We start from the raw sequence: 22,885 nt of genomic DNA, 5'->3' as shown, positions 1-22,885 counted from the left end.
ATCAGCCCCCCTTCCTGATCCAGAGCCGGGCGGTGCCGTCCGCCTCCTCCGCCAGGCCGAGCACGGCGTGTCCCTGCTCGGCGGCGGTGCGCGGCACGTTGCGGCGCGGCTCCTCCCCGCGCAGCACCACCAGCAGCACCTCGCCCGCTGCCATGCGGTCCAGCGCCAGGCGAGTGCGGACGAAGGTCATGGGGCAGGTGTCGCGGGTGATGTCGATCCGGCAAGTCTCCGCAGGAAAGACTGCGCGGTCCGGGGCAACGATTTCTTTGCTCATGGTGGTTGCATTCCGATCTTCATCTGTCCCAAGTACTCGAAAGGATGTAAATCCTTGCGCGAATCGGGACTCCTGCAAGTCCCTGATCCGACCGGATCGGATGGAAACATCCGGCAGCATCGAGGAAAGGCGTTATGGCGGATACCACGGCGGCCACGCGGGAGAACGCGGAGGGGACCGTCCTCGGACTGACGGCGCAGATCGTGGCGGCACACGTCTCGAACAACCCCGTGCCGGTGGCCGAGCTCTCCGGCCTGATCGAGAACGTCCACCGCACCCTCTCCGGGCTCGGCCGTCCCGCCGAGGTGGTCCCGGCCACCCGGCCGGAGCCGGCGGTTGCCGTGAAGAAGAGCATCACGCCCGAGTACCTGGTCTGCCTCGAGGACGGCAAGAAGCTGAAGATGCTGAAACGCCACCTCAAGACCGCCTACAACATGACCCCCGAGCAGTACCGGGAGCGTTGGGGACTTGCGCCGGACTACCCCATGGTGGCACCGGCCTACGCCTCGCACCGCTCCTCGCTCGCGAAGAAGATCGGTCTGGGCACCCGCCCGCGCAGCCTCCGGCGCGGCCGCGGCACGAAGGAATAGGGCCGGCCCGCGAAACGGCGGCGCGGGTGGCCGAGAGGGCCGGTTTGGCGCCGGGGCCATCGGCGGGGTAATACTCCCCGCCCGAACGGGAAGACCATGGACCACGCCACGCACACCCACGCCAAGGCGCCGCAAGGCAAGGGCGCAGATCCCACGCGGATCGAGCGCCTCTGCATCGAGCGGGGCCTGAAGATGACCGGCCAGCGCCGGCTGATCGCCCGCGTCCTCTCCGAGGCCGAGGACCACCCGGACGTGGAGGAACTCTACCGCCGCGCCATCGCCCTCGACAGCAAGGTCTCCATCGCCACCGTCTACCGCACGGTGCGCCTGCTGGAGGAGAAGGGCATCCTCGAGCGCCGCGACTTCGGCGGCGGCCGCTCCCGCTACGACCCGGCGGATCGCGGCCACCACCACCACCTGATCGACGTGGACACCGGCACGGTGATCGAGTTCGAGGACGAGGAGTTCGAGCGCCTGGTGGAGGGGATCGCCGCCCGCTACGGCTTCACCCTCGTGCAGCAGCGGCTGGAGCTGTTCGGCAAGAAGGCCGATGCCGCGCCGGACGCCCGCCGCCGCCCCGGGCCAGGCGCCGGGCCCGGCGCGAAGAAGGACGGGGAATGACGGAGGCGGCCACCGGCTTCGGGGAGATCCGCAACGGCAGCCTGGGCGTCCGGATCGCGGAGAGCGCGGCGGAGGTCGAGGCGGCCCAGGCGCTGCGCTGGCGCGTCTTCTACGAAGAGATGGGCGCCAAGCCCGACGCGGCCACCGCCGCCAGCCGCCTGGACGCCGATTCCTACGACCCCGTGGCCGACCACCTCCTCGTGCTCGACCATGAACGGGGAGAGGGCGCGGCCGCCGTGGTGGGCACCTACCGCCTCATCCGCCGCCCCGCCGCCGCCCGCGTGGGCGACTTCTACTCCGCCAGCGAGTACGACCTGACGCCCATCCTCCACCTCGGGAACGGGCTGCTGGAGCTCGGCCGCTCCTGCGTGGACGAGGGCTACCGCACCCGCGGCACCCTCCAGCTCCTCTGGCAGGGCATCGCCGCCTACATCTTCCAGCACCGGATCTCGCTGATGTTCGGCTGCGCCTCCCTCCCCGGCACGGATCCGGACGCGATGGCGGCCTCCCTCACCTATCTCCACGCCTATCACCTGGCCCCGCCGGAGCTGCGCCCCCGCGCCCTGCCGGAGCTCTACGTGCCGATGAACCGGATGGACCCCTCGGGCTTCGACCCGAAGCGGGTGCTGGCGGAGTTGCCCCCCCTGGTGAAGGGCTACCTCCGCCTCGGCGGCTTCGTGGGCGATGGCGCGGTGGTGGACCGGCAGTTCAACACCACCGATGTCTGCGTGCTCGTGAAGACCGAGCTGGTCACCGCCAAGTACCTGAAGCACTACGAGCGCAAGATGAGTGGCGCCGGGGAGCAGTAGCCGGCCCCGGCAGTCCTGGCACAATCGTTGCTGAACCGCGATCGCGCGCTGGGCGGCCCACCGCGCGATCGCGGGATCCAAGCATGACGACGAAGCGCACCCTTCTTGCGGCGGCAGCCCTCCTCCTGCTCGCGGCCGGCGCCGCCGTGGCCCAGCAGGCCTTCGAGCGCCGGGTGATCGACAACGGCAACTGGAACAGCGGGCGCTTCGCGGACGCCGTGACCGTGCGGACCCCGGCGCGCTTCATCTACCTCTCCGGCCAGGGCTCGGAGGACGAGGCAACGGGCGCCATCCGCCACCCCGGCGACGCGGCCGCCCAGTGCCGCTACGCCTGGGAGAAGATCAAGAAGCTCCTGGCCCAGCAGGGCGCGGGCGTGCGGGACATCGTGAAGGCCACCACCTACGTCACCGATGCCCGCTTCCAGCCCGCCATGGGCGAGTGCCGGACCGCGGCGCTGGAGGGCGCGCCGGCCGTGCCGCACACCTTCCTGGTCGTCGCGGGCCTGGCCTGGCCTGGCATGCTGATGGAGGTGGACGTGGTGGCCGCCGTCGCGCCATGACGCGAAGGGGGCGGCGCCCAGCCCCCGGCCCCGCCCCAGCCCCGGCCCCGGCCGGGCCGCCTTTCCGAACCGGCGGACCTGTCACGCCGGATTCATCATCCCGCCCCGGCCCTGCGATGGACGGGCTGCCCCCGCCGCGCTAACCCGCCAGCATGGACGCCGCCACCCGCGACCCTGCCGAGGCCCTCGCCGCCCCGAGCCGCCTGCGCCGCCGCGCGCCCCTGCGCTATCGCCGCGTCGTGCCGGGCGGCCGCCTCTTCGACGTGATGGGGGATCGCTCCCTTGGCGGGCGCTTCCGCGCCGTGCGCCGGATCGTCACCACCGCGCTCTGGACCCTGGCCGCCATGCCCGTCCAGGCCGTGCTGCTGGCCCTGCCCGGGCGCGGCAAGGTGCGGTTCGCCCGCCTCTACTGGCGGGTGGTGGCCTTCCTCCTGGGCATCCGCATCCAGGTCGTGGGGCAGCGCCGGGGCGCCCCGCGCACCCTCTACCTCGCCAACCATTCCTCCTGGCTCGACATCGTGGTCCTCGGCGCCACGCTGGACGCCGCCTTCGTCTCCAAGGCCGAGGTGGGGCGCTGGCCGCTGATCGGCCTCGTCGCCCGCCTCGGCCGCACCGTCTTCGTCTCCCGCGCCCGCGGGCGCACGGGGAACGAGGCCAAGGAGATGCGCGACCGCCTCGCGGGCGGGGACAGCCTCGTCCTCTTCCCCGAGGGCACCTCGTCGGACGGCACGCGGGTCCTGCCCTTCCGCTCCTCCTTCCTCTCGGTGGCGGACGCGGCGGCGGTGATCCAGCCCGTCTCCCTCGGCTACGACCGGCTCGGCGGCCTGCCGGCCTGCCGGCGGGACCGGCCGATCTTCGCCTGGTACGGGGACATGTCCATCGGCCCGCATGCCTGGAACCTGTGCCGCCACGCCGGGCTGCGCGCCACGGTGCTGCTGCACGCTCCGCTGGAACCCGGCCCCAACCCCAACCGCAAGGCGCTCTCCGCCGCCATGGAGGCGACGGTGGCCGAAGGGGCGGCGGTGCTGCGCCAGAACCGCGCCCCGGTGCCCCTGCCCGCCCGCTGGCCCGTCCCGGCCTGATGGTTCTTTGCTTGACCGGAATCGTACCGATCCGCGAGGCTCCCACCATGGACGCGCCTCTCATGCCGCGCCGGGACTTTTCTTGACCTGGAAGGCCCCGCGCCGCACATCCCCCGCGCCTCGGGCATCTTGCTCTCGCAAGAGCCTGGGAACGGAAGGGTCTTTCTCCGCATGAGCACCAACGGCCCGGTTCGGCCCAACACCCGCAAGCTCCTGATCCGTACCTGGGGCTGCCAGATGAACGTGTACGACAGCGGGCGGATGGCCGACATCCTCGCCCCCCTGGGCTACGCGCCGACAGAGAGCGCAGAGGAGGCCGACATGGTCATCCTCAACACCTGCCACATCCGGGAGAAGGCGAGCGAGAAGGTCTTCTCCGACCTCGGCCGCCTGCGCCTGACGAAGAACGAGCGCCAGGCCGAGGGCAAGGACACCATCATCGCCGTCGCCGGCTGCGTCGCCCAGGCGGAAGGCGCGGAGATTACCGCCCGCGCCCCCTGGGTGGACATCGTGCTCGGCCCCCAGACCTATCACCGCCTGCCGGAGATGGTGGCCCGCGCCAGCCGCGCCGCCGGCGCCGTGATCGAGACGGACTTCCCCGCCGAGGACAAGTTCGACCACCTGCCGGAGGCCCGCGGCAACGGGGGCCCCGTTGCCTTCCTGACGATCCAGGAGGGCTGCGACAAGTTCTGCTCCTTCTGCGTGGTGCCCTACACCCGCGGCGCCGAGTTCTCCCGCCCCGCCGCCGCCATCATCGCGGAGGCGCGGCAGCTCGCGGCCAACGGCGCGCGGGAGATCGCGCTGCTCGGGCAGAACGTGAACGCCTGGGCCGGGGAGGCCCCGAGGACGGTTTCGGGCGAGTCTCCCGGCGGCAACACCCATGGCAACACCTGGCGCCTCGCGCGGCTGCTGCGGGAACTGGCCGAAATCCCCGGCGTTGCCCGCCTGCGCTACACGACGAGCCACCCGCGCGACATGGATGACGACCTCATCGCCGCCCACGGCGAGATCCCGTCCCTGATGCCCTACCTGCACCTCCCCGTGCAGAGCGGATCGGACCGCGTGCTGGCCGCCATGAACCGGGGCCACAAGGCGGACCTCTACCTCCGCCTGGCGGACCGCCTGCGGGAAGCCCGCCCGGACATCGCCCTCACCTCCGACTTCATCGTCGGCCATCCCGGCGAGACGGCGAAGGAGTTTGAGGACACGATGCGCCTGGTGGAGCGCGTGGGCTTCGCCGGCGCCTACTCCTTCAAGTACTCGGCCCGCCCCGGCACCCCCGCCGCCGGCCAGCCCTTCCCGGTGCCGGAGGCGGAGAAGGACACCCGCCTCCAGGCCCTCCAGGCCCTGCTGCGGCAGCAGCAGGACGACTTCAACCGCGCCTGCGTCGGGCGCGTGGTGGATGTGCTCGTCACCGGCACGGGGCGCCACCCCGGCCAGGTGGCGGGCCGCTCCCCGTGGCTCCAGCCGGTCCATGCGGCCGGCGCGGCCCCGGTCGGTGCGGTGGTCCCGATGCAATTGCGGGCCACCCACCCCAATTCCCTCTCCGCAACCATGGTGCTGCCCGAGGAGTCCGCCGCCGCTTGACCCAAATCGCCGCCCCCGCCGGGGGGATCACCCTCCGGTCCGATCCCAGCGCCCTGCGCCCCGGCTTCCGGCCGGTCACGCAGCGGACGGTGACCCTGAACTTCGACGACAACGCGCTGTTGCCGATGCTCTATGGGGAACACGACCGGCACCTGGCGCGGATCGAGCAGCGATTGGGTGTCCGGATCGCGTCCCGAGGCGGGCGCGTGACGGTCAGCGGCGGCGAGGACGGGACAGGCCTGGCCGAATCGGTGCTCCGCGCCCTGTGGCAGCGCCTGCAGAAGGGGGAACCGACCGGCATGGCCGATGTGGAAGCCGCGCTGCGCATGGCGGACGGCCCGGTGGAGGACCCGCGCCTCCCGCTGGCCGACATGCCGGCCATCCGCACGCGCAAGGGCGCCATCGCGCCGCGCAGCCGCACCCAGGCCGGCTACATGGACATGCTCCAGCGGCATGAGATGGTCTTCGGCGTCGGCCCGGCCGGCACGGGCAAGACCTACCTCGCGGTCGCCCAGGGCGTCGCCCTGCTCATGGCCAACCGGGTGGACCGCATCATCCTCTCCCGCCCCGCGGTCGAGGCGGGTGAGCGGCTGGGCTTCCTGCCCGGCGACATGAAGGAGAAGGTCGATCCCTATCTCCGCCCGCTCTACGACGCGCTGCACGACATGATGCCGGCCGACCAGGTGGCCCGCCGCATCGTCTCGGGCGAGATCGAGATCGCGCCCCTGGCCTTCATGCGCGGCCGCACGCTCGCCCATGCCTACGCCATCCTGGACGAGGCGCAGAACACCACCCCCGCGCAGATGAAGATGTTCCTCACCCGCATGGGCGAGGGCTCGCGCATGGTGGTGACCGGCGACCCCACCCAGGTGGACCTGCCGCCCGGCCAGAAGTCCGGGCTGGTGGAGGCCCTCTCCATCCTCGACGGCGTGGAGGGCATCGGCATCACCCGCTTCGCCGAGGCGGACGTGGTGCGCCACCCCCTGGTCGGGCGCATCGTCTCGGCCTATGGCCGGGCCGAGGCGGCCGGCACCGTGTCCGACGGGCGCAGCCCGGTCCGCAGCAGAACGAGGGAGTAAGGCAGAGGTGGGCAGTCGCCCGCCCGGCGGAGAACCCGCCGGGCTTGAAGACGAGACCTCCGGGGAAGACTTCCCCGGATGGGATGATGCGGTCGAGGTGGTGGTCGAGGCCCCCGCCTGGCGGTCCGCCGTGCCGCGGGTGGAGGAGGTGGTGCGCCGCGCCGCCGCCGCCGCCTTCGAGGAGGCCGGCGAGGACGGGTCCGTCCCAGGGGGCGTGACCGTCCTGCTGACCGACGACCGGGCCATCAAGCGCCTGAACGGCGACCACCGCGGCAAGGTGAAGCCGACCAACGTGCTCTCCTTCCCCGCCCTGCACCCGGGCATGCCCGGAGACGTCGCCCTGGCCCTCGGCACGGTGCGGCGGGAAGCCCGGGCGGCCGGGCGGAGCGTGATGGCCCACCTGTCCCACCTCGTCGCGCACGGGGTGCTGCACCTGGCGGGCCACGACCACCTGCACGCCGGCGAGGCGCGGCGGATGGAGCGGGCGGAGGCGCGGATCATGCGCCGCCTCGCCCTGCCCAACCCCTGGCGGGGCGTGGCATGAGCGACCGCAGCAACTCGATCGACCGCAGCGGCCTCCTCTGGAAGTTCCAGGGCCTGCTCCGCCGGCGCGAGGCCGAGAGCGTGCGCGACCAGGTGGAAGCCCTCGTCGAGTCCGAGCGCGAGGAGGGCGAGGAGCCCGAGGCGGACGCGCTGGACGCGAACGAGCGCGTCATCCTCGGCAACGTCCTGAAGCTCCGGAACAAGACCGCGGTGGACGTGATGGTGCCCCGCGCCGACATCATCGGCATGCCCTGCGACCTCACGCTGGACGAGTCCATCCGGCTGATCCAGCGCGAGGGCCACAGCCGCTTCCCCGTCTACAACGGCAACCTCGACGACATCCGGGGCATGGTCCACATCAAGGACGTCTTCGCCGCCGTGGGCCGGGACGAGGAGCCCTTCTCCCTGGACGCGGCGCTGCGCCCCCTCCTCTTCGTGGTGCCGCAGGTGCCCGTGCTGGACCTGCTGCTGCAGATGCGGGAAGCCCGGACCCACATGGCCCTGGTGGTGGACGAGTACGGCGGCATCGACGGGCTGGTGACGATCGAGGACCTCGTCGAGACCATCGTCGGCGACATCTCCGACGAGCACGACGAGGAAGCCCTGCCCCAGGTGGTCGAGCGCCCGGACGGCAGCCTGGACGTGAACGCCCGCATGAAGATCGAGGATTTCGAGGCCCGGATGGGCGGCGAGATCCTGACCGCCGAGGAGCGCCAGCAGGACATCGACACGCTGGGCGGCCTCGTCTTCACCCTCGCCGGGCGCGTGCCGGCGCGCGGCGAGCTGGTCTCCCACTCCTCCGGGCTGGAGTTCCGCATCCTGGAGGCGGATCCGCGCCGCATCCGCCGCCTCCGCGTGCGCCGCCCCGCCCCCGCCCCCGCGGCGGATGGCAGCACCGCGGAGAACGCCGGCGGCCCGCCCCTCCTCCTGGAAGCCCCGCGCCCCGGCACGCCGGGCGCCCATCCCTCGTCCCGAGCGGCGGAGTAGGCCCAGCCCCGTGCAACGTCTCGTCCGTTCCCTGCGCGCCCTCTCGGGATGGCGCGCCCTCGCCGCTGCCTTCGGCCTCGGCGCCCTGGCGGCGCTCGCCATGCCGCCGGTCTATGCCGTCCCGGTGCTGCTGCTGTCCCTGCCCGGCCTGCTCCTGCTGCTGGAGGGGACGGGCTCCTGGAAGCGCGCGGCCCTGGTCGGCTGGGCCTTCGGCTGGGGCTTCCACGTCGCGGGCCTCTACTGGATCACCTACTCCATCCTGACGGAGGCGGAGCGGCTCTGGTGGTTCGTCCCGCTGGCCGTGCCGCTGCTCGCGCTCTGGATGGGGATCTACACGGTCATCCCCGCCGTGCTCGCCCGGATGGCTCGGCCGGGCTGGCCGCGCGTGGCGGTGCTGGCGGGCGGCTGGGTGCTCTCGGAATTCGTCCGCGGCTGGGCCTTCACGGGCTTTCCCTGGAACCTGCTGGGCACCGCCTGGGCCTTCGCCGCCCTGCCCGCGCAGGGCGCGGCCTGGATCGGCACGCACGGGCTCTCCCTCGTCACCGTCCTCCTGGCCTGCACCCCGCTGCTCGGGCGGCGCGCCATGGCCGGTGGTCTTGCCACCCTCCTCCTCTTCGCCGGCTTCGGCGCCTGGCGCCTCTCGGGGGAGAAGGCGCCGGACCTGCCCGTCACCCTCGTCCTCGTGCAGGGGAACGTGGCGCAGGAGGCGAAGTGGCGGGCCGAGACCCGCGTGCCGATCTTCCGCCGCTACCTGGAGCTGGGCCAGCAGGGCGCGGCCGAGGCCGCCCGCGTGGCGCCGGGCACCCGCCCCGTGATCGTCTGGCCGGAGACGGCCAGCCCCTTCCTGCTGGAGGACGACCCGGAGGCCCGCCGCGTAGCCGCCGAGTCCCTGCCCCCGGGCGGCCTGCTGCTGGCCGGCACGGTGCGCGGCGAATGGGGCCCGGACGGGCGGCCGACAAAGCTTTTCAACAGCCTCGTCGCCCTCGGCCCGGAAGGCCGGATCACCGCCACCTACGACAAGTCCCACCTCGTCCCCTTCGGCGAGTACATGCCCCTCGCCGGCCTCATCCCCATCCGGGTGATCCGGGGCGGCGTGGATTTCGGCGCGGGCCCCGGGCCGGTGGCCATGCCCCTGCCCGGCCTTCCCGCCGTGGGGCCGCTGATCTGCTACGAAGTGATCTTCTCCGGCCACGTCGTCGGGGCGGACCGGCCGGGCTGGCTGCTGAACATCACCAACGACGCCTGGTTCGGCATCTCCGCCGGCCCGCACCAGCACCTCGCCACGGCCCGGCTGCGCGCGGTGGAGGAAGGGCTGCCGCTCGCCCGCGCCGCGCAGACCGGCATCTCCGCCAGCTTCGATTCGCGCGGGCAACTGATTACGTTGCTGGGGCTCGGCGAAACCGGGTATATCCTGTCACCGCTTCCGGCCGCCGGCCCGCCACCTCCCTTCGCGAGGCTCGGCCTCGCCGTACCGGCCGCGCTGACGATCCTGGCCCTTCTCCTGGGCTGGTTGGGCACGCGGCGCGCCGCGGCCCCCGTCACGGAGGCTCCCGCGCCCGCAATCCGTTAAACCAGAGGTTTAAGATCGTCCATTTAATTAGAATTCTCGAAAGAGTTGACAATCGGTAAGTGTGCCCCCAATCTTCTCCTCAGAGTTGCAGGGGCAATCGGGCTACGGTTCGCACCGTTGGCCGTGTCATGGCGTGCAGGATGCGGGCCGCCTGCCAGTTGGCAAAGGAGTGGTGCCTATGTCGAGTGAGGAGGCGCTGGAGCGCACCGAACGCGGCGAGCATCGCCCCAGCCCGATCGACGTGCATGTGGGCAGCCGCGTCCGTCTGCGCCGTACCCTCCTTGGTATGAGCCAGGAGAAGCTGGGAGAGGCCCTCGGGCTCACCTTCCAGCAGGTGCAGAAGTACGAGCGCGGCGTGAACCGCATCGGCGCCAGCCGACTCTTCGACTTGGCGCGGGTGCTGGACGTACCCATCGGCTTCTTCTTCGACGACATGCCGGACAGCATGGGCGGCATCGCCTCCGGTTTCCGCTCCCGCCTCGCGGGCTTCGCGGAGGCGCAGGAGGGGTTCGAGGACGATACCCTGCACAAGCGAGAGACGCTGGAGCTGGTGCGAGCCTACTACCGGATCACGGAGCCCGCGGTGCGCAAGCGGGTCTTCGACCTGATCAAAAGCCTCGCCCCCACCGATTAGGGGTGCGGTCGCCCGGGGCCTGCCCCCGGGCACCCCGTGCCCCCGCAAGGCGGGGCGGGATCGGCAAAAGGCCGGAGGGCCGGGCCCGGGGCAAAACGCCCGGCCCGGCCTTTCTCATTTCATCCCTCTCGTTGCACGGGTCCCGCTGTTGCACAGCCCAGGCCGCCGTCATGGGCGAAGCTGCGGGTTGTCGAAAACCGGCTCGCGATAGGCCCGCAGCGCCCGGCCCAGCGCCCGCGCCAGATCGGCCTTCGCCTCCTCCCCCAGGAAGCTGCCGATCTCAACGGAACGGCCGCGCACCGCCAGCCGCAGCTCGCTCACTCGGCCCGGGCGTGGCGTCAGCACGACCCGCGCCCAGTAGGCGTCCATCGCCAGGGCGCGCCGCCGGCCCCGGCGATCCGTGCGCTCCACCCGCAGCCGCCCGCCCGCCAACGTGATCCGCTCGGCCAGCCGGTCCGACCAGCGGCGATGCGCGCGCAGCAGCCCCACCACCAGCACCACCTCGCCGCCCATGAACCCCGCCACCGGCCAAGCGCCGAGCGCCCAGAACAGCGCCGTCAGCCCCGCGGAGCCGAGCACAACCAGCCCCACCAGCACGCGCAGCCCCAGGGGGGTGCCGGACTGGTGCGGCGTGGTCACGGCTTCGAAAAGGGGCGCCTCAAGCACCGGCGCGTCCTGGGCGGGGCTCATTCCTGAGAGATAGTGCATCCGGCCGCCGATTTCCCGCGAGAAGCACATGCCCTAATGGAACGCCCGTGAGCCGCCGTCCCGCCAAGCCCGCCGCGCCCCTGCACGGCACCGCAAGCCAGCCCCGCCGCGCCCGCCGCCTCTCCGCCGCCGGGGCCGCCCATTTCATCCAGGCCCTGGCCAACGCCAACCCCGAGCCGAAGCCGGAGCTGGACTACGCGGACCCCTTCACCCTCCTCGTCGCCGTCGTCCTCTCCGCCCAGACCACCGATCTGGCGGTGAACAAGGTCACCCGCACCCTCTTCGCCGAGGCGCCGGACGCCGCCGCCATGGCAGCCCTCGGCGCCGAAGGGGTCGCCCGCCACATCCGCAGCATCGGCCTCTGGCAGGCCAAGGCGAAGAACGTCGCCGCCCTCTCGCAAATCCTGGTGGATCAGTACGCTGGCCGCGTCCCCGAGGACCGCGAGGCGCTGGAAGCCCTGCCCGGCGTCGGCCGCAAGACCGCGAACGTCGTCCTCAACGTCGCCTTCGGCCAGAACACCATGGCGGTGGATACCCACATCTTCCGCCTGGGCAACCGCACCGGCCTCGCCCCCGGCGACACGCCGCGCGCGGTGGAGGACGGGCTGGTGAAGCGATGCCCGCCCGAGCTGCTGCGCGACGCCCACCACTGGCTGATCCTGCACGGGCGCTACGTCTGCAAGGCCCGCCGGCCAGAGTGCTGGCACTGCGTGGCGCGGGACTACTGCAACTACCCGGACAAGGTGGCGGGGCCGACCGCCGGGTGACGGCGCGGGTGGCCCCAGGGGGAGGGAGAAGGAATTCTCCCTCCCCCTGGAACCCTCACCCTCATCTTCTTCTTTCGGGCTGCCGCGGAATGCGGAACTTGCGGTTCGCCGAGCGGCACCGCCGCTCGGCGCGGGACATGGCAGCCCACGCCGGACTGAGTTCAGGATGCCTGCGGCGCCAGCCCAGCCTTCCGCGGCAGCCCCGGAGAAGAAGATGATGGGGGCCTGGGGGAAGAATTCCTTCTTCCCCCAGCGGGGGCCCGGGGGCGGAGCCCCCGAAGCTGGAACTCCAGAAGCTCAGGCCGGCGGCTCGGCCCCCACCTGATCCACAATGCGCCGATAGTGCTCCGGCCGGCGATGGGCGGCGAAGTTGAACATCTTCTCCTTGCCCTGCCGCGTGAGGTCCAGGTCGCAATCCGCCACCAGCACCTCGTCGCCGAGCGTCTTCGCCTGGGCCACGATCACGCCGTTCGGGTCCACGATGACGGAGCCGCCGATGAGGCCGGATCCGTCCTCATTCCCCGCCTTGGCGACCGAGACGGCCCAGGTGGCGTTCATGTAGGCGTTGGACTGGGCGGCAAGGATGGAGTGGAAGGTGCGGAGCTCCTCATTCTCCGTGCTACCGCCGTTCGGGTCGTAGGCGGCGGAGTTGTAGCCCACGACCATCAGCTCCATCCCCTGCAGCGCATAGACGCGCCAGGCCTCGGGCCAGCGGCGGTCGTTGCAGACGAGCATGCCCATGACCGGGGAACCCCAGTCGCCCGGCCCACGGAAGGCGGGGAAGCCGGTATCCCCGTATTCGAAGTAGCGCTTCTCCAGCTGCTGGAAGCGGTCGCCCGGCCGCGGCTCAACGGAACCGGGCAGGTGCACCTTGCGGTACTTGGCGAGGATGGTGCCGTCCGGGGCGGTGGTGATGGCGGAGTTGAAGCGCTTCCCCTCCGGCGTTTTCTCGGCATAGCCCACGTAGAATCCCACCCCCAGTTCCCGCGCCCGGTCGAACAGGGGCTGCACCCGCGGATTGGGCATGGAGGTCTCGTAGTACCCGTCCAGCTCCTCGCCCTCGATCAGCCAGCGCGGGAAGAAGGTGGTGAAGGCCAGCTCGGGGAAGACGACGAGCTTCGCGCCTTTCGCCGCGGCCTCCTCCAGCAGGGCGATCATGCGGGCCAGGATCGCCTCGCGGGTATCAGCGCGCTGGTTCGGGCCCATCTGGGCGGCGGCGATGCGGAGAATGCGGGACATGGCTGGTACTCCTGCGTAGTGCGGCGGCCGGGTTCTGCCCCGGCGCGCCGCAAGTCTCAACCGCGCAGGCGGTTTCCGGGCAAAGCTTAATGCAGCGGGCGGTCGCCCCCGCCCTCGGCCAGCCCGTGCACCACCCCCACGGGATCGCGCCGCCCGATGCCCAGAAGCTGGTACAGCCCGATCGCCGCGATGGTGGCCGTGCCGATCCCGGCGATGGAGAAGCCACCGATCGAGACCGTGAAGTTGCCGGCGCCGAGCACGAGCGAGGCGCCCACCGTCAGCAGGTTGCGCGGGTCCGAGAAGTCCACCCGGTTGTCCACCCAGAGCCGGATCATGGCGGCGGCGATCAGCCCGAAGACCACCACGGCCAGCCCGCCCAGCACCGGGCCGGGGATCGTCCGCAGCAGCGCGCCGAACTTCGGCGAGAAGCCCAGCGCGATGGCGAACACCGCCGCGAAGACGAAGAGAAGGGTGGAGAAGACCCGGGTAACGGCCATGACCCCCATGTTCTCCACATAGGTCGTCACCCCCGTGCCGCCGCCGAAGCCGGAAACCATGGTGGCGATGCCGTCGCCGAGGAAGCCGCGGCCGACATAGGGATCGAGGTTCCGCCCGGTCATCGCGCCGATCGCCTTGATGTGCCCGAGATTCTCCGCGACGAGGATGAAGGCCACGGGCGCGATCAGCGCCATGGCACCGGCCTCGAAGGTGGGCGCGCGGAAGCTCGGCATCCCGAACCAGGGCGCCGCCGACAGCTCCGCGAAGGAGATGGGCGGCAGCAGCCCCAGCACGTTGCCGACGATCAGGTACAGCACGTAGCCGCAGGCGATGCCCGCCAGGATGGAGATGCGCCGGATCGCCAGCGGCGCGTAGACGGCGATGCAGGCCGTGGCGACCAGCGTCGCCAGCGCGACAATCACGTGCCAGCCCGGCCCCTCGATCCCCTTCACCGCCACGGGCGCGAGGTTGAGGCCGATGGCCGCGCCCACCGCGCCCGTCACCGCCGGCGGCATCAGCCGCTCCACCCAGTTGGACCCGGTGAACATCACCAGCACGCCGATCGCGGCGTAGAGCGCGCCGCAGGCGATGATGCCCCCCAGCGCCGGCCCGATATTCGGGTTCGGCCCGGTGCCGGCATAGCCCGTAACCGCGATCACCACCGCGATGAAGGAGAAGGAGGAGCCCAGGTAGCTCGGCACCCGCCCGCCGACGAGGAGGAAGAAAATCAGCGTGCCGATGCCGGAGAAGAGGATGGCGAGGTTCGGGTCGAACCCCATCAGCAGCGGCCCGAGAATGGTGGAGCCGGACATGGCCACCAGGTGCTGCACGCCCAGCAGGGTCGTGGTGCCCCAGGGCAGGCGCTCATCGGGCGGAACGGTGGATCCCTGGGCCAGCGGCCATCGCGGGAAGAACGACATGCGGCGGTGCTCTCCATGCTCCCGCCCGGGCCTGACGCATCCCGGGCAGGGCATGATGCCGTCGCCGCCCATGGGGCGCGAGAGGTCGGCGCGCCCTAGGCCGCGTCCGGCAGGGCGCGATTCCCCGGCTCGTCCCGGCGGCTGCTGGCGAAGGCGGCGATCCAGTCGGCCACCTCGGCCGCCGGGCAGGGCCGGCTGATGAAATAGCCCTGCACCTCCGGGCAGCCCTCCGCCTGCAGCATCGCCACCTGGCCCTCCGTCTCCACCCCCTCCGCCGTGGCGGAGACGCCGAGGCTGTCGCACAGCCCCGTCACCGCCCGCACGATCGCCGCGGCCTCCGGCTTGGTGCCCAGGTCCTTCACGAAGCTGCGGTCGATCTTGATCCGGGTGAAGGGAAGGTTCCGCAGGAAGCTGAGGGAGGAGTAGCCCGTGCCGAAGTCATCCATGGCGATCTGGATGCCCAGGCGCCGCAACTCGCCCAGGATGGCGGCGGCACCCTGCACGTCGTCGATCATCGCCGTCTCCGTCACCTCCAGCTCCAGCCGGTCGGCGCCCAGCCCCGTCTCCTCCAGCGCGGCGGTGACGCGGTGCACCAGGTCGGGCAGGCGGAACTGCGTGGTGGAGAGATTCACCGAGACCTTCACCGGCTCCGGCCATCCCGCCGCCTCCCGGCAGGCGGTGCGCAGCACCCAGTCCCCGATCTCCGGCATCAGCCCCACCTCCTCGGCGAAGGGGATGAAGTCGGCGGGCGGAACCTGCCCGCGGGTCGGGCTCTTCCACCGCAGCAGCGCCTCGAAGCTCGTGATCCGGTCCCGCGCCATGTCCACCACGGGCTGGTAGTGCAGCGCGAACTCACCGAGCGCGAGCGCCATGCGCAGGTCGCGCTCCAGCTCCCGCCGCTGCTGCATCACCATCTCCATCCCCGGCTCGTAGGTCCGGAGGCAGCCGCGCCCCGATTCCTTGGCGCGGTACAGGGCAAGGTCCGCGTTCCGCAGCAGCAGGTCCGCCTCCTCCCCGTGCTGCGGGGCCAGCGCGATGCCGATGCTGGCGCCGATCATCACCTGCACGCCCTTCACGTCGATCGGGCGCGCGATCTCGCGGATCAGCCGCTCGGCCAGCGCCGCGGCATCCCGCCCGTTCTCGCAGCACCCCAGCAGGATGGCGAACTCGTCCCCGCCCATGCGGGACACGGTGTCCTGCTTGCGGAGCTGCGCCTGGATCCGCGCCGCCACCGCCTGCAGCACCGCGTCGCCCACCGGGTGGCCCAGCGTGTCGTTCACCGGCTTGAACCGGTCCAGGTCCAGGTAGAGCACCGCGCAGCTCCCGCCCAGCGCGGCCAGCGCCGCGTCCAGCCGGGCGCTGAAGGTGGCGCGGTTCGGCAGGGCCGTCAGCGTGTCGTGATGCGCCAGGTGGACGATCCGGTCCTCGATCACCCGGCGCTCCGTGATGTCGTCCAGCGTCGAAACCCAGCCACCGGCCGGCAGCGCGCGGTGGCTGATGGCGATGGACCGCCCCTGCCGCCGTATCTCCGCGGAGACGGTGCCCTGCGTTACCGCCAGCCGGCCGAGATGATCTTCCCGCGCACGCGCCACGCGCTCCGCCGTCTCGGCATAATCCGCCTCCCCGCCCCCGTGCAGCTGCCAGAGGATGTCCGTGAAGGTGGCCACGGGCCGGCCGGCCTCGTCCAGCTCCAGCATCTCGCGCAGCCGGTTGTTGGACAGCACCAGCCGCTCCTGCGCGTCGAACAGCGCGAGCCCCTGCGACATGTTGTCCAGCGCCAGGTCCAGGTTCTCCCGCAGCCGCCGCATCTGCTCGTCCTGGCGCCGCTGCTCCGTCAGGTCCCGCGTGATCTTGGCGTAGCCCACCAGCACCCCGGTCTCGTCGCGGATCGGGTCGATCACCACATGCGCCCAGAAGCGCGACCCGTCCCGCCGCAGCCGCCACCCCTGCCCCTCGAACTTCCCGGTGGCGAGCGAGGTGGCCAACGCCCGCTGCGGCAGCCCGGCCCGCCGGTCCTCCGGCGTGTAGAAGCGGGAGAAGTGCTGGCCCACGATCTCCTCGGCCAGGTAGCCCTTCGCGCGCTCCGCCCCCGCATTCCAGTTGCTCACCGTGCCGTCGGGCGCGAGCAGGTAGATCGCGTAGTCCGTCACCCCCTGCACCAGCAGGCGGTAGAGCGTGTTGGCCTGGTCGGAAGAAGCCTTCGGCGGATTGCTGGACACGTGCGGATTCCCGGTGCGGCGGATGCGGCATCCGGTTCACCGGCCGATCCGATGGCGCGCCCGTCCTGGGTGCAGGCCCCGCAGATTAGGGGGCATTGGTAAGCGAGACATGAACGGGCGCGCGGGCGGCCCCGGGGAGAGGAAGAAAGAATTCTCCCTCTCCCCCAGACCCCTCACCATCATCTTTTTCTGGAAGTTGGAATCGCTCGGTTGACGGCGCGCCGCGGGTCCATGACCCGAGGCGACTGCAAAGGCCGGATTGGGGCTTTCACCGGAGCCCCATCTCAAACCAGCTCCGCGGCAGCCCGAAGCAGGTCCAGGGGGCTCAGCCTCCTGGCGGGGGATGCAAGGGGGCGGCGCCCCCTTGCAGGCCACATCACGCCGCCCGCCGCGCCGCCGGCACCCCGCGCATCCGCCCGCCCGGCATGCCGCCGGGGATGGTGGCGGCCAGGTCCGCGGCCTCCAGCAGGCGGTTCCAGTCGATCCCCGTCTCCACGCCCATGCGGCGGAACAGCCAGGCCACGTCCTCCGTCGCCACGTTCCCCGTCGCGCCCGGCGCGAAGGGGCAGCCGCCGAGGCCGCCCGAGGCCGAATCGAAAACCCGGCAGCCCGCGGCCCAGGCGGCGGAGACGTTGGCCACGCCCATGCCGTAGGTGTCATGCCCGTGGAAGGCGAAGCGCTCCCCCCAGGAGGCGAAGGCCTTCTGGAACACGCGCCGCACTTGGTCCGGCGCGGCATTGCCGGTGGTGTCGCAGAGCGCGATCTCCATGGCGGGATCGAGCGCGACGATGCGCTCCACCCAGTCCAGCGCCTCCTCGTCCGGCACCACGCCCTCGAAGGGGCAGTGGAACACGGTGGAAAGATTGAAGCGCACCAGCAGCCCCGCCGCCCGCGCATCCGCCACGATGGCGGCGAGGTCGGCGAAGGATTCCTCCCGCGTGCGGTTCAGGTTCGCCTTATTGTGGCTCTCGGTCGCGGACATGAAGAGGCCGAGGCGCTGCGCGCCGGACCCCGCCGCCAGCTCGAAGCCCCGGCGGTTCGGCACCAGCACCGTGCACTCCAGCCCCGGCAGCTCCAGCGCCGCGCGCAGCACCTCGCCCGTGTCGGCCATCTGCGGCACGGCCCTGGGCGAGACGAAGGAGCCGATCTCCATGCGCCGGATGCCGGCGGCGTGGATGGCGCGCACCAGCGCGATCTTCGTCTCCGTCGGCACGAAGCCGCCGATGGATTGCAGCCCGTCGCGCGGGGCGACATCACTGATCGTGGCCGCCTGGCTCATCGCGCATCCTCCTTCAGCAGAGTGTCGAAGACATAGTCGTTGTGCTGCCCCACCGCGGGGCCGGGCCAGCGCACCATGTCGCGCGGCGGAACGCCCTCGAAGCGGAAGGGCGCGGCGGGGTGCGGCACGGTGGCGCCCACCAGCGGGTCCTCCACCTCCAGCATCATGTCCCGCGCCTGGAAATGCGGGTCCTCCGCGCAGTCCTTCATGTCATACAGGCGGGAACACGGCACCTGCACCGCCTCCATCGCCTCCTGCGCCTCCTTGGCCGTCATGGTGCGGGTCCAGGCGGCGATGGCCTCGTCCAGCTCCCCGGCATGGGCGCAGCGGCCGGAATTGCTGGCCATGCGCGGGTCCGCGGCCAGGTCGGGGCGGCCGATCCGCTCCATCAACCGGCGGAAGATGAGGTCGGAATTGCCGGCGATGGCCAGCCATTTCCCGTCCGCGCAGGGATAGGTGTTGGTGGGCGCGGCGCTGGGCAGCGCCGCCCCCATGGGCTGCCGGATGCGGCCGAGCATCCCGTATTCCGGCAGCATCCCCTCCATGAGGGAGAAGACGGAGGAGACGAGGTCGAGGTCGATCGTCACGCCCTTCCCACCCCCCTGGCCATCCGCCTTCCGGTCCCGCCCCCAACAGGCGGAAACGAGGGAGAGGGCCGCGTACATCCCCGCCAGATCGTCGCTGATGGAGACGCCGCAGCGCGGCGGCGGCAGGTCCGCCTGCCCGGGATTGGCGGTCAGGTGGCGCAACCCGCCCATCGCCTCCCCGATCGCCCCGAAGGCCGGCTTGTCCCGGTAGGGCCCGTCCTGCCCGTAGCCGGAGACGCGGGCGATCACGAGGCGCGGGTTCTCCGCCCGCAGCACCTCGGGCCCCAGCCCGATCCGCTCCAGGTAGCCGGGCCGGAAATTCTCCACCAGCGCGTCCGCCCGGGCACAGAGGGCGCGGACCTTCCGCCGCCCCTCCTCGCTCTTCAGGTCCACGGTGACGGAGAGCTTGTTGCGGCCGTGGATGGAGAACCACACGGCCCTCCCGTTCACCCGCGCCCCCCAGTCCCGGTGCGGGTCGCCCTCCGGCGGCTCCACCTTGATCACCTCGGCGCCAAGGTCGGCCAGCAGGCGGGTGGCGAAGGGGGCGGCGATGTAGTGGCCCAGCTCCACGACGCGCAGCCCGGACAGGGGCAGGCGAGAATCCTCTCTCGGCGGGGCCCCTTCGGAGCCAGGCGTGGTCGGGCCGGCGGCATCCGGCATGGGCATTCCTCCTGCGTCGGCGGCGATGTTCCGCGCCGGGCCGGCCGTGGCAAGGGGCGGGCACGAAGGAAGCCGCGAAACCCGGCCGGGGGAGTCCTCTTACAGCGGGGTTGCGTGGGCCGGTGGACGCCCGGCCGCATCCGGCGCAGAGACCGCCCCGGCCGGCCATCTCCGCCGGATCGTCGAGAGCAGGTGTGCATGGAGCCCATAGGGGACCCTCAGGACGTGGCGGAGCGGGAAGGGCCGACCTTCCTCGCGAGCGGTGGCGAACTGGGGCGGCTGATCGCGGGCTATGACTGGGCGGCGACCTCGCTCGGCCCCACCGAGGTCTGGCCCGCCCACCTCCGCACCACCGTCGGCCTCCTCCTCCGCTCCCCCGTGCCCATCGTCACGCTGTGGGGGGAGGACGGCATCATGATCTACAACGATGCCTACTCCGTCTTCGCGGGCGGCCGGCACCCTAGGCTCCTCGGCTCCAAGGTGCGCGAGGGCTGGCCGGAGGTGGCCGACTTCAACGACAACGTGATGAAGGTCGGGCTCGCCGGCGGCACCCTCGCCTACCGGGACCAGGAGCTGACCCTCCACCGCCACGGCCGGCCGGAGCAGGTGTGGATGAACCTGGACTACTCGCCGATCCCCGGCGAGGACGGGCAGCCCGCCGGGGTCATCGCCATCGTCGTCGAGACCACGGGCAAGGTGCGGGCCGAGGCGGAGCTGCGCGTGACGGCCGGCGCGCTGGCGGAGCTGAACGCGGAACTGGAGCAGCGCGTGGAGGAGCGCACGCGCGAGCGCGACCGGATGTGGCGGCTCTCCACCGACGTGATGCTGGTGGCCGACTTCAACGCCCGGATCGAGGCGGTGAACCCCGCCTGGACCGCCCTGCTGGGCTGGGGCGAGGGGGAGTTGCTGGGCCAGGACTTCCTGGCCCTGATCCACCCGGACGACCTGGCGGCGACGCTGAGGGAGGTGGGCAACCTCTCCTCCGGCCGCACCACGCTGCGCTTCGAGAACCGCTACCGCCAGAAGGACGGGACCTACCGCTGGCTCTCCTGGACCGCCGTGCCGGACGAGCGGTTCATCCACGCCGTGGGCCGCGACATCCAGGCGGAGAAGGAGGCGGCGGAGGCGCTGCGGCGGGCGGAGGAGGCGCTGCGACAGAGCCAGAAGATGGAGGCGGTGGGGCAGCTCACGGGCGGGATCGCCCACGACTTCAACAACCTCCTCACCGGCATCACCGGCAGCCTGGAGCTGCTGCGCTCCCGCCTCGCCCAGGGGCGGCTGACCGACCTGGACCGCTACATCACCACGGCGCACGGTGCGGCGGGGCGCGCGGCGGCGCTGACGCACCGGCTTCTGGCCTTCGCGCGGCGGCAGACGCTGGACCCCAAGCCCACCAACGTGAACCGCCTGATCTCCGGCATGGAGGAGCTGATCCGCCGCACCGTGGGGCCGGAGATCACGGTGGAGGTGGTCGGCAGCGCCGGGCTCTGGACCGTGCTGGTGGACCCGAACCAGCTGGAGAGCGCGCTGCTGAACCTCTGCATCAACGCGCGCGACGCCATGCCCGACGGCGGGCGCATCACCATCGAGACGGCGAACAAGTGGCTGGACGACCGGGCGGGGCATGAGAGGGACCTGCCGCCCGGCCAGTACCTCTCCCTCTGCGTCACCGACACCGGAACGGGCATGACGCCCGAGGTGATCGGGCGCGCCTTCGACCCCTTCTTCACGACCAAGCCCATCGGCCAGGGCACGGGGCTGGGGCTTTCCATGATCTACGGCTTCGTGCGCCAGTCCGGCGGCCAGGTCCGCATCTATTCCGAGCTCGGCCAGGGCACGACCATGTGCCTCTACCTCCCGCGCCACCACGGGGCGGAGGAATTGGCCGACCATGCGGCCGCGCTGGCCTCCGCCCCGCGGGCGGAGCGCGGGGAGACGGTGCTGGTGGTGGACGACGAGCCCACCGTGCGCATGCTGGTCACGGAGGTGCTGGAGGATCTGGGCTACACCGCCATCGAGGCAGCGGACGGCACGGCCGGGCTGCGGGTGCTGCGCTCGGATGCCCGGATCGACCTGCTGGTGACGGATGTCGGCCTGCCCGGCGGCATGAACGGCCGCCAGCTGGCCGATGCGGCGCGGGAGCTGCGGCCAGGGCTGAGGATCCTGTTCATCACGGGCTACGCGGAGAACGCGACGGTGGGGCACGGACTGCTGGAGCCCGGCATGCACGTCCTCACCAAGCCCTTCGCCATGGAAGCCCTGACAACCCGCATCCGGGACCTGATCGAGGACGGTGCCTGACCGGCGCCGGGGCAACCTCGGGGGGCCTGCTCCGAGAATTCCTTCCCCCCTCCCCGGGGCCACCCGCTTGAACCCCGGCCCGTTCTTCCCTCTCTATGGCAAGGACGATCTCGCGCCGCACTCCGGAGAGCCGAAGCACCCCATGCGTTCCCCCCTGCCCCGCCGCGCCGCCCTGCTCGGCTTCGCGGCCCTCGCCGCCGCGCCTGGCTGCACCCCTCTCGATGCCCAGGCCCAGGCGGCCTCCCCGCGCCTGACCGTGGTGCCCGACTTCGCGGACCTGGCCGCCACCGTCCTGCCGGCCGTGGTCAACATCGCCGTCACCGGCGAGCAGACCACCCAGATCCCGCCGGAGCTGAAGGGCACCCCCTTCGAGCGCTACTTCCGGGAACGCCGGGGCAACCGGCAGCAGGTCCAGGGGGCGGGGTCCGGCTTCATTATCGATCCCTCGGGCTACGTGGTCACGAACAACCACGTCGTCGGCTCCGCGGCCCGCGTCGTCGTCTCCCTGCAGGACGGGTCCGAGCACCCGGCGCGGGTGGTGGGCACGGACGAGCTGACCGACCTCGCCCTGCTGCGGATCGAGAGCCGGGTGCCGCTGACCGCCGTGCCCTGGGGCAGCAGCCCCGTGCGCGTCGGCCAGTGGGTGCTGGCCTGCGGCAACCCCTTCGGCCTCGGCGGCACGGTCACCTCCGGCATCGTCTCCGCCCGCGGGCGCGAGATCGGGGCGGGCCCCTTCGACGACTTCATCCAGACGGACGCGGCCATCAACCCCGGCAACTCCGGCGGCCCCCTCTTCAACACGGCGGGCGAGGTGATCGGGATCAACACGGCCATCTACTCCCCCTCCGGCGCCAGCGCGGGCATCGGCTTCGCCACCCCCTCGGACCTGGCCAAGGGCGTGATCGAGCAGCTGCGGCGCGACGGCCGGGTGGAGCGCGGCTGGCTCGGCGTCGCCGTGCAGGACATCGGTGCCGAAGGCCCGCGCGGCCGCCGCGGCGTGCAGATCCAGGGCGTGGAGCGCAACTCCCCCGCCGCCCGGGCCGGGCTGCGCCAGGGCGATATCGTGAACTCCCTGAACGGGGACCGGATCGAGACCTCCCGCGCCCTCATCCGCACGGTCGCGGGAATCGCGCCCGGCCAGGGCGTGCGCCTCTCCATCACGCGGGAGGGACGTGCGCAGGACGTGAACGTGCAGGTCGGGCGCCGCCCGGCGGGCACGGGAACGCCGCAGCAGTAGGGCCGGCGCGCGGGACGGACATGGCCGGCGGGCCTGGGCGCCATCGGGCGCTGCTGGCCCTAACCGCCGGGTCAGCCTTCGGGGGGTTTGGTCCAAATTGAGCCGAACGGGAAGGTCTGGCCGGGAGCGGCATT

21 protein-coding genes are annotated in these 22,885 nt (G+C 72.0%); 14 read left to right on the top strand and 7 right to left on the bottom strand.

Features of this window, described 5'->3' with window-relative positions; translation table 11 throughout:
• Position 1 precedes the first annotated feature (1 nt).
• Positions 2–274, bottom strand: a complete 273-nt coding sequence (locus NRP21_RS14765) for a sulfurtransferase TusA family protein (RefSeq protein ID WP_257716981.1) — start codon at positions 272–274, stop codon at positions 2–4.
• Positions 275–408: 134 nt separating this feature from the next.
• Between NRP21_RS14765 and NRP21_RS14760 the strand changes: the two genes are divergently transcribed.
• The 11 genes from NRP21_RS14760 to NRP21_RS14710 all read left to right on the top strand — a co-directional run bounded on the left by NRP21_RS14760 (position 409) and on the right by NRP21_RS14710 (position 10,336).
• Positions 409–864 carry a MucR family transcriptional regulator gene (locus NRP21_RS14760; protein WP_257716980.1) on the top strand — a complete coding sequence of 152 codons (456 nt, stop codon included), beginning with the start codon at positions 409–411 and terminating at the stop codon, positions 862–864.
• Between the two features lie 96 nt (positions 865–960).
• A complete protein-coding gene (locus tag NRP21_RS14755) occupies positions 961–1,485 on the top strand; it encodes a Fur family transcriptional regulator (protein WP_257716979.1) in 525 nt (174 codons plus the stop codon).
• Positions 1,482–2,294: a GNAT family N-acetyltransferase gene (locus NRP21_RS14750; protein WP_257716978.1), complete on the top strand. Its 813-nt coding sequence runs from the start codon at positions 1,482–1,484 to the stop codon at positions 2,292–2,294. The genes NRP21_RS14755 and NRP21_RS14750 overlap by 4 nt, the downstream gene beginning before the upstream one ends.
• Positions 2,295–2,377: 83 nt before the next feature.
• The gene (locus tag NRP21_RS14745; protein ID WP_257716977.1) at positions 2,378–2,854 is read left to right on the top strand and encodes a RidA family protein; all 477 of its coding nucleotides are present in this window, start codon (positions 2,378–2,380) and stop codon (positions 2,852–2,854) included.
• Between the two features lie 152 nt (positions 2,855–3,006).
• On the top strand, positions 3,007–3,936 hold the full coding sequence (locus NRP21_RS14740; RefSeq protein ID WP_257716976.1) for a lysophospholipid acyltransferase family protein: 930 nt from the start codon (positions 3,007–3,009) through the stop codon (positions 3,934–3,936).
• 171 nt (positions 3,937–4,107) lie between these two features.
• On the top strand, positions 4,108–5,523 hold the full coding sequence (gene miaB, locus NRP21_RS14735; RefSeq protein ID WP_257716975.1) for a tRNA (N6-isopentenyl adenosine(37)-C2)-methylthiotransferase MiaB: 1,416 nt from the start codon (positions 4,108–4,110) through the stop codon (positions 5,521–5,523).
• Between the two features lie 125 nt (positions 5,524–5,648).
• Complete coding sequence (locus tag NRP21_RS14730; protein ID WP_408639631.1) at positions 5,649–6,602, top strand: PhoH family protein; 954 nt, start codon at positions 5,649–5,651, stop codon at positions 6,600–6,602.
• A gap of 100 nt (positions 6,603–6,702) precedes the next feature.
• Positions 6,703–7,146 carry an rRNA maturation RNase YbeY gene (gene ybeY, locus NRP21_RS14725; protein WP_257716974.1) on the top strand — a complete coding sequence of 148 codons (444 nt, stop codon included), beginning with the start codon at positions 6,703–6,705 and terminating at the stop codon, positions 7,144–7,146.
• Positions 7,143–8,132, top strand: coding sequence for a hemolysin family protein (locus NRP21_RS14720; RefSeq protein WP_257716973.1), 990 nt, complete (start codon positions 7,143–7,145; stop codon positions 8,130–8,132). The genes ybeY and NRP21_RS14720 overlap by 4 nt, the downstream gene beginning before the upstream one ends.
• 10 nt (positions 8,133–8,142) lie before the next feature.
• Complete coding sequence (gene lnt / locus NRP21_RS14715; RefSeq protein WP_257716972.1) at positions 8,143–9,702, top strand: apolipoprotein N-acyltransferase; 1,560 nt, start codon at positions 8,143–8,145, stop codon at positions 9,700–9,702.
• A 178-nt stretch (positions 9,703–9,880) separates the two neighbouring features.
• Positions 9,881–10,336: a helix-turn-helix domain-containing protein gene (locus NRP21_RS14710; protein ID WP_257716971.1), complete on the top strand. Its 456-nt coding sequence runs from the start codon at positions 9,881–9,883 to the stop codon at positions 10,334–10,336.
• Positions 10,337–10,504: 168 nt separating this feature from the next.
• Here NRP21_RS14710 and NRP21_RS14705 read toward each other — a convergent pair whose 3' ends face one another.
• A complete protein-coding gene (locus NRP21_RS14705; protein WP_257716970.1) occupies positions 10,505–11,044 on the bottom strand; it encodes a DUF2244 domain-containing protein in 540 nt (179 codons plus the stop codon).
• Between the two features lie 80 nt (positions 11,045–11,124).
• On the opposite strand from NRP21_RS14705, the gene nth reads away from it, so the two are divergent.
• Positions 11,125–11,811, top strand: coding sequence for an endonuclease III (gene nth / locus NRP21_RS14700; protein WP_408639630.1), 687 nt, complete (start codon positions 11,125–11,127; stop codon positions 11,809–11,811).
• A gap of 297 nt (positions 11,812–12,108) precedes the next feature.
• Here the strand turns inward: nth and NRP21_RS14695 are convergent, their stop codons facing one another.
• The 5 genes from NRP21_RS14695 to NRP21_RS14675 all read right to left on the bottom strand — a co-directional run bounded on the left by NRP21_RS14695 (position 12,109) and on the right by NRP21_RS14675 (position 19,213).
• Positions 12,109–13,050 (bottom strand): N-carbamoyl-D-amino-acid hydrolase, encoded by a 942-nt coding sequence (locus tag NRP21_RS14695; RefSeq protein WP_257716969.1) that lies wholly within the window; start codon positions 13,048–13,050, stop codon positions 12,109–12,111.
• 86 nt (positions 13,051–13,136) lie between these two features.
• Positions 13,137–14,468 (bottom strand): uracil-xanthine permease family protein, encoded by a 1,332-nt coding sequence (locus NRP21_RS14690; RefSeq protein ID WP_257716968.1) that lies wholly within the window; start codon positions 14,466–14,468, stop codon positions 13,137–13,139.
• A 95-nt stretch (positions 14,469–14,563) separates the two neighbouring features.
• A complete protein-coding gene (locus NRP21_RS14685) occupies positions 14,564–16,687 on the bottom strand; it encodes a putative bifunctional diguanylate cyclase/phosphodiesterase (RefSeq protein ID WP_257716967.1) in 2,124 nt (707 codons plus the stop codon).
• 376 nt (positions 16,688–17,063) lie between these two features.
• Positions 17,064–17,966 (bottom strand): hydroxymethylglutaryl-CoA lyase, encoded by a 903-nt coding sequence (locus NRP21_RS14680; RefSeq protein ID WP_257716966.1) that lies wholly within the window; start codon positions 17,964–17,966, stop codon positions 17,064–17,066.
• Positions 17,963–19,213, bottom strand: coding sequence for a CaiB/BaiF CoA transferase family protein (locus NRP21_RS14675; RefSeq protein ID WP_257716965.1), 1,251 nt, complete (start codon positions 19,211–19,213; stop codon positions 17,963–17,965). Before NRP21_RS14675 ends, NRP21_RS14680 begins: the two co-directional genes overlap by 4 nt.
• A gap of 198 nt (positions 19,214–19,411) precedes the next feature.
• On the opposite strand from NRP21_RS14675, the gene NRP21_RS14670 reads away from it, so the two are divergent.
• Together NRP21_RS14670 and NRP21_RS14665 are read left to right on the top strand one after the other, a co-directional pair.
• On the top strand, positions 19,412–21,514 hold the full coding sequence (locus NRP21_RS14670; protein WP_257716964.1) for a hybrid sensor histidine kinase/response regulator: 2,103 nt from the start codon (positions 19,412–19,414) through the stop codon (positions 21,512–21,514).
• 142 nt (positions 21,515–21,656) lie between these two features.
• The gene (locus tag NRP21_RS14665; protein ID WP_257716963.1) at positions 21,657–22,751 is read left to right on the top strand and encodes a trypsin-like peptidase domain-containing protein; all 1,095 of its coding nucleotides are present in this window, start codon (positions 21,657–21,659) and stop codon (positions 22,749–22,751) included.
• Positions 22,752–22,885: the final 134 nt, after the last annotated feature.

It is taken from the genome of Roseomonas populi, from assembly GCF_024594815.1.
GTDB classification, from domain to species: domain Bacteria; phylum Pseudomonadota; class Alphaproteobacteria; order Acetobacterales; family Acetobacteraceae; genus Roseomonas; species Roseomonas populi.
This window is presented reverse-complemented; position numbering and strand designations above follow the sequence as displayed.

Excerpts from the sequence above, each read along its gene's own strand:
- NRP21_RS14665 (WP_257716963.1), top strand. The coding sequence starts at position 21,657 with ATGCGTTCCCCCCTGCCCCGCCGCGCCGCCCTGCTCGGCTTCGCGGCC.
- NRP21_RS14710 (WP_257716971.1), top strand. The coding sequence starts at position 9,881 with ATGTCGAGTGAGGAGGCGCTGGAGCGCACCGAACGCGGCGAGCATCGC.
- NRP21_RS14760 (WP_257716980.1), top strand. The coding sequence starts at position 409 with ATGGCGGATACCACGGCGGCCACGCGGGAGAACGCGGAGGGGACCGTC.
- NRP21_RS14705 (WP_257716970.1), bottom strand. The coding sequence starts at position 11,044 with ATGCACTATCTCTCAGGAATGAGCCCCGCCCAGGACGCGCCGGTGCTT.
- NRP21_RS14695 (WP_257716969.1), bottom strand. The coding sequence starts at position 13,050 with ATGTCCCGCATTCTCCGCATCGCCGCCGCCCAGATGGGCCCGAACCAG.
- NRP21_RS14690 (WP_257716968.1), bottom strand. The coding sequence starts at position 14,468 with ATGTCGTTCTTCCCGCGATGGCCGCTGGCCCAGGGATCCACCGTTCCG.
- NRP21_RS14745 (WP_257716977.1), top strand. The coding sequence starts at position 2,378 with ATGACGACGAAGCGCACCCTTCTTGCGGCGGCAGCCCTCCTCCTGCTC.
- NRP21_RS14765 (WP_257716981.1), bottom strand. The coding sequence starts at position 274 with ATGAGCAAAGAAATCGTTGCCCCGGACCGCGCAGTCTTTCCTGCGGAG.
- NRP21_RS14730 (WP_408639631.1), top strand. The coding sequence starts at position 5,649 with ATGCTCTATGGGGAACACGACCGGCACCTGGCGCGGATCGAGCAGCGA.
- NRP21_RS14670 (WP_257716964.1), top strand. The coding sequence starts at position 19,412 with ATGGAGCCCATAGGGGACCCTCAGGACGTGGCGGAGCGGGAAGGGCCG.
- NRP21_RS14675 (WP_257716965.1), bottom strand. The coding sequence starts at position 19,213 with ATGCCGGATGCCGCCGGCCCGACCACGCCTGGCTCCGAAGGGGCCCCG.
- miaB (WP_257716975.1), top strand. The coding sequence starts at position 4,108 with ATGAGCACCAACGGCCCGGTTCGGCCCAACACCCGCAAGCTCCTGATC.
- NRP21_RS14680 (WP_257716966.1), bottom strand. The coding sequence starts at position 17,966 with ATGAGCCAGGCGGCCACGATCAGTGATGTCGCCCCGCGCGACGGGCTG.
- NRP21_RS14740 (WP_257716976.1), top strand. The coding sequence starts at position 3,007 with ATGGACGCCGCCACCCGCGACCCTGCCGAGGCCCTCGCCGCCCCGAGC.
- NRP21_RS14720 (WP_257716973.1), top strand. The coding sequence starts at position 7,143 with ATGAGCGACCGCAGCAACTCGATCGACCGCAGCGGCCTCCTCTGGAAG.
- NRP21_RS14755 (WP_257716979.1), top strand. The coding sequence starts at position 961 with ATGGACCACGCCACGCACACCCACGCCAAGGCGCCGCAAGGCAAGGGC.
- NRP21_RS14750 (WP_257716978.1), top strand. The coding sequence starts at position 1,482 with ATGACGGAGGCGGCCACCGGCTTCGGGGAGATCCGCAACGGCAGCCTG.